Annotated in this window: 1 protein-coding gene and 1 pseudogene; both read right to left on the bottom strand. The window is 57.1% G+C overall.

All coding sequences use genetic code 11. From position 1 onward, the window contains the following. A partial coding sequence (locus D3222_RS23385) for a two-partner secretion domain-containing protein (protein ID WP_118988229.1) occupies positions 1-4,292 on the bottom strand: 4,292 nt, incomplete at its 3' end. 48 nt (positions 4,293-4,340) lie between these two features. Beyond that, positions 4,341-5,212 (bottom strand): annotated as a pseudogene (locus D3222_RS23380) (ShlB/FhaC/HecB family hemolysin secretion/activation protein); the annotation flags it as partial.

Below are 5,212 nucleotides of genomic sequence, written 5' to 3'. Positions count from 1 at the left end.
CGTCGTTTCTTTTTCGCATACCAGTGAGTCTGGCGACCTTTATCGGTGGTGATACGTTCGCCCTGAGTCGCTATATTGTGCAGTTCACCGATTTCCCCGTCCAGCACGCCGCCCGCCACGATTTGGCTGTCGTGATTGGTGACTTTCGCACTGTTCAGCGTGATATTGCCGCCCGCCAGAATTTTACCGGGGTCACTCTGTTTAACCTGTGTTTCATTCACGGTGCGGGTGTACTGATATTCGTAAAAGTCATTACTGCGGCTGCCGTCCGGCATAATGGCATCGTGCACGCCGTATTTGTTGCGGCGGGACGTGTCCACTTGTGACCAGTCATAGCGAGTGGTCTGGCCGCTCARTACCGCRTCGTGATGTGGCGATTTTTCCGTTTCGACGACCTGCGTCACCAGACCGGCGTTGGTGTTGTTMATCTGCTCGGCCTGAATCTTCAAATTRTTCCCGGCTTCAATCGTTGCCGCGTGGTTATTGAGCTCATGGGCCTGACCGGTGGCTGTCAGGGTATTATCCAACTGGCCGCCAATGTGCATATCGCCCACGCTGTAAATCTGGGCATGATGCTGGTTGTTGAGTATCCCGGTCCCGATATCCAGCCGATCACGTGCGGCAATCACGGCGGCTTTGCCGTCCTGCGCGGTGTTATTCAGCGTCCCTGTCTGGAGGGCGAGCCGGTCGCCGTAAATGCGCCCGGTGCCGGTATTGTTCAGGGTGTTGGCCGTGAGATGGGTCAGGCCGCCGTCAATCAGTCCGGTATTGTTCAGCGTATCGTGGACCTTGATTTGCGTTTGCCTGGCGCTGATTTCACCGGCGGCGCTGTTGGTGAGATTGCGGGCGTCAAGATGCAGCGCCCGACCGGCTTTTATCTGGCGGTCATTGAGGAGATTGCCGGTGGTTTTCAGGGTCAAATTGCCATTGGCCGCCGTGTTGCCGGTATGGTGAAAATCCTTGGTTAAGGTGACGGCCATATCCCCCTGCGATAACAGTTGGCCGTCACCGCTGAGGGTCTCGGCGTTAATATCCACCTGTTTCCCGGCAATCAGGGTGCCCTGTTGGTTGTTAATCCTCAGATGCGGTTGCTGAGCCTCGCTGTTGATAGTGAGCTGTTTGCCWGCAGAGACCAGCCCCTGGAGATTATTCAAGCTCTGGCTGATGTTCGCTTGCAGATGGTCGGCCGCCCGTAAAGCGCCCTGGCGGTTGTCCACCTGTTGGGCGTTGACCGTCAGGTTTTGCGCTTCCAGTCCTTTATCCGTCTGCGCCGTGTCGCGGTTAATCAGGTGAGCGGTGCTCAAGGTCAATTGCTGACCCCCACGGATAAGGCCGCCGGTGTTATCGGTTTGGGTTTCAACATTAAGAGCGGTGTCGCCCACCGCCTGCACCTGCCCGTGATGATTGTCGAGCCGCTGGGTTTTCAGGTTGAACGTACCGGCCGACAACAATTTGCCGTCCCGGTTATCCGTCTGCGCCTGTCGGGTGTCGATAACCAACTGTCCGCCTTGCAGATGACCGTGGCGATTGTCCAGCGGGCCGCTGGTGATGGTGGTTTTGCCTTCACCGAGAATATGGCCTTGTTGGTTATCCAGTAACTGGCCGTCGGTGTCCAGATTCAGGGCGTCTGCGGATTGTAAGGTCCCGTTGCGGTTGGTGAGCTGTCGGCTGTGAATGTCCAGCCCGCCATTCCCGGCTATCTGTCCCTGAGTATTATTGAGCGCGGTGCTGGTTAGCGCGGTTTTGCCGTCCGCTGCTATCATGCCGCCGGTGTTATCGATGTCGCCGGTGCGCAGGGTTAACTGCCCGCCGCTTAACAACCGGCCCGCTTTTTGGTCGGCATTGCGGGTATTAATGAGCCCATGCCCGTGGGTATCAACGGACATCTCCCGGCCGGATTGTAACCGCCCCGCCGTGTTATCCAGCTCACCACTGTTGACTGTCAGAGTGTCCTCGGCTATCACCTGTCCCGCCGTATTGATGAAGGGCTGGCCGGTGGTCTGGCTGTTGATATGCTGCGCCAGCAACACCCCCTGCGTGTTATCCAGTGTCTGGCTGGTTGTAGTCAGTCGGGTTTTGGCTTCAAGATGACCGTGGGCATTCTGAATGGCTTTGCTAATGGTCAGCATGGCGCTGTCCCCGGTAGCCACAAGGCTACCCCGGCGATTATCCAGTTGGGCGGCGCTGAGCTGGAGCGCATTGCCTGCTTCCAGTCGGCCCGCCTGATTGTCCAGCGTGTCTTTGACCGTCAGTGTCAGCGAGCCCTTGTCGGCGGCTACGAGGTTGCCGTGACGATTATCGATGGTCGTTGCCTTAAGGTTCAGGTTACCGTTACCGGCAATGGCGCCGTTCTGGTTATTTAGGGTGTTTACCGTCAGAGACAGAGTATCTTTGCCGCGTTGTTGCATCACACCGCCTTGATGGCTCAGGGTGTCCGCATTGATAGTAATCTGCCCGGCCTGCGTTTCGGCGTGGTTCAGTTGCAAATCACCGGCTTGTATCGTCAGGGCGCCGTTGGTGAGCAGTTTGCCCTTATTGCCCAGCCAGCGTTGGCTGTTGAGTGACAGTTTCCCGTTACCCGCCAGTTGCACCGTGCCTTGGGTGTTGTCTGCCTGATGCGCGGTCAGATGCAGGTCCTCGCCCTGACTGGCAATGTTGCCCTGCTGGTTATTCAGTGTGTCTGTGGTAATCGTGAGCTGTTTGCCCTGGCTGAACAAGGTCCCTTCACGGTTATTTAGGGTACGGGTATGGAGCGTCAGTTCACCGCTTCCTGTCTGGTTAATTTTTCCTTTCAGGTTAGAGATATCCGGGGTCGTGAGGTGGATTTCCTGTGCCACTAATTGCCCGCCGTCGTTGTTAAACTGGCCGGGGGTTTTCGCGCTAAAGCGGTCGGCGTTAACGGTGGCGCGAGCGGTACTTATCCCGTGTTGACTGGCATTCAATTGAATCTGACTGGCGGCGGTCTGGCTATCGCTCAGGTCAATCTGTTGACTGTGGATCGCCAGCGTGTCGGTCGCCAGATTTTTGCCATTGGCCTGAACGTGTTGCGCGGTCAGGGTCAGTGAACCGGGGCGGGTGGTGTTGCCCTTATCATCCAGTCCGGCGGCCCAGACGCTGTCATGGCTGCTGTGTATGGTGCCTGCGGTAACGGTGGTATCGCCGCGGGCCTCCACCCGGCCCTGATTCTTTAACGCCCCTTTGGCTTGTAAATTCACCGCCGATTGTGACAGTAATTTGCCGGTGTTCGAGACATCGGCAGACGACGTTAATTGCAGCCCGTCACGGCTGCTGATGGCGCCGCGATTTTCTATCCAGCCATCGGCGGTAATATGCACGTCCCCGGCTGAGGCCCCGATATTGCCGGCATTATGGACGCCCACCCCCGTTTCGGTGCCTATTAGCCTAATTTTATGGGCATACATGCCGCCCAGTGCCGCCACATCCAACGCAAACTCCGGGGGCTTCTCATTGTCTGCCGATTTTTTCTCAATCTGTTGATGCGCCGCATCCACAATATTGCGCCCGGTGGTCACTTTCAGGTCTTGCGCATGTAATTTGGCGTTAATCGCCACGGAGCGGGCGATAATATCGGTGTAACTTTGCCGGGTGCTGTCCATGCCGTGCCCATCAATGCGCACTTCCCCCTGATTGACATCAAACCCTTTCAATCGGCCCCGTTCCATCAGGGCTTGCCCGGTGGTGAGCGTGGTGCGATGCGCATTAATAAACCCGCAACCGTTACAGGTGATACCCGCCGGGTTGGCAATAATCACCTCGGCTTTATGCCCGGCCACTTCAATCCAGCCGTTGAGGTGACTGCGGTCGTGGCTGTTGACTTCGTTGAGGATAACGCTGGCGTCCCCTTTGGCTAACCACGGATTACCGGCCACCATGCCGCCGAGTTGGGTCTGCGTGGCCTGATGGCTGTTATTGAGGATAACCCCTTGTTTATCCACATCAAACTGACGATAGCTGTTGTGAGAAACGCCATCAGAGCCGGGCGTCTGGATATTAACCTGCGGCGTGCCGTTGGCGCTGCGAATGATGGTCGGTTGCTGACGCCCTGGCGCCTGTCCATCGGCCACAATCGCTGCCTGTGTCGTGAGTGAAATCCCGCCAAGGGCGAATAACACCCCAAACCGTAGCGCAGTAAGCCGACAACGACGTTGCGGTGAAGAGGGGCGACGAGTACGACGTCCGGTTCGTCCCTGTCCGGCACACACTATCTCGGCGACCACCATCCACATCTGACGGGCCTGATTAAAGATAATACGATATAACTGCGTGTTCATAATTTTTGCTCCACACAACACTACCCACTGGCAGTTTTGCTATTTGAATTAATACTGCCAATACAGGTTGAATCCGGCCGTGACCGGGGAAGTTTGGAAACCGGCGGGTTTGGACAGCGGGACGCCGACAAACAGGTCGTAGCTCACCCCTTTCAGGCTGCCTCGCCAGCCCAGAGCACTCCCCGCCAGATGTTTTCCGAGCAGCGCGTCACTGCCCCGTCCGCCCACTTCGCCATAGTCGATCCCCAGATACAGCGATTGCCCACGCAGCGGGGTTTGCCAGTCCAGTTCGTTCCGGCTGTACCACCCCCGATCAGCGGATAAGGTCAACTCGCCATCAAAGCCGCGTACCGTCCAGCGGCCGCCAATGGAAAAGCGATCCTGAGGCGTCAACGGGCTGGCGCAGATACTGGGTTTGATAAGAAAAGGGCTGAGAAAACAGCGTTAACGGCCCGGCCAGCGTCGCTGAGAACTGGGTGATTTTAGGCAAGGCAGTCCCTTCATTGCGGTACTCTTCCGGCGCCGGTTGCGCGCCAAACCAGCGCATGCCCTGTTGGTAAGTGACCCTGGTATCGAGAGTGGCGTTGCCGATAGTGTGATGATGGGACAGTCCCAGCTTCCAGCCTGCGGTTTCCCGGCGCTGAACATCGATTTCAGTGTTGTCAATAAAATTACGGGACGCCCGGCGATAAATTTCACCGTTGAGCAGGGTTTTCTGGTCGGCGTTGCGGTGCAGCACCCGGCTGAGCTGGACCGCCAGGTTTTGGCTTTTGCCCCGGTATTGAATCGCCTGATTCAGCCCGGCGATTGTCTGCATATAATCGTAATGACTGGCCGTCACGCTCGCCATCCAGTAACCGAAGGGCAGCGAGTAATAGAGCGTGTCGTTTTGGCTGCCCTTCCCGGCAGACGCATGAATA

This window comes from Photorhabdus sp. CRCIA-P01 (assembly GCF_003545805.1).
Lineage (GTDB): Bacteria > Pseudomonadota > Gammaproteobacteria > Enterobacterales > Enterobacteriaceae > Photorhabdus > Photorhabdus antumapuensis.
The sequence above is the reverse complement of the archived record's forward strand: the minus strand, read 5'-3'. Positions and strand labels throughout refer to the sequence as shown.